1 protein-coding gene is annotated in these 683 nt (G+C 32.8%); it reads right to left on the reverse strand.

Going from position 1 to position 683, the window contains the following annotated elements; genetic code table 11:
• On the reverse strand, positions 1-611 hold a 611-nt coding region (locus tag JCM15548_RS20750), incomplete at its 3' end, for an RDD family protein (protein ID WP_062129157.1).
• Positions 612-683: the final 72 nt, after the last annotated feature.

Below are 683 nucleotides of genomic sequence, written 5' to 3' on the forward strand. Positions count from 1 at the left end.
CAAACGAATGTCAGCCCAAGTGCAAATGAATTAAACAAAATAGTGAAAAGTACGGATAGCAGAATCAATCCGAGATAATTTTTATCTTTATTAATCAGATTGAAGTCTGTCATTATTGACTCTGGGGCTGTTTTTTCTTTATCAATTAACTTAGTGCCTGCAATTAAATCTCCAAGTCTCCGAGTAGGATTCATTAAGGTCATCAACACCTCTATCGGCCATACAATCATTGTGACATTTCTCAGCATACACTTTGTTTCATTCGCTGCCATATTGGTTTTATTATCAATAATTTGGTACCCGTAAATTCTCTTTGAAACACTTTGTCCGTTAAAAAAATCTTTATTTAAAATCACAAAAATCATTGCAGAAAAGGGAACCAAGCTACATGAAAGCGTAATATTTATTGATGATATTTCAGCAAGATTATTGGTCGTAAAAAAGAATGATGCAATCATAATTACCATGAAAAATGGAAAGAACACCGCAAGTATGAAAATATAATCAGAAATCATTGTTTTAATTCGTCGGTTGGCAATGTGAAGTTTGCATGTCTGTCTGAGAAATGCTTTTGTGAAAAAATTGAAGGTCAGGAATCGGATAAAGTTCATAATAATGTCAAGTTTTCTGTTAAGTATATTTCACATTATATTGTTTGCACCGAGGTGCTTTTCAGGTTGTTG

It is taken from the genome of Geofilum rubicundum JCM 15548 (assembly GCF_000974365.1).
GTDB classification, from domain to species: domain Bacteria; phylum Bacteroidota; class Bacteroidia; order Bacteroidales; family Marinilabiliaceae; genus Geofilum; species Geofilum rubicundum.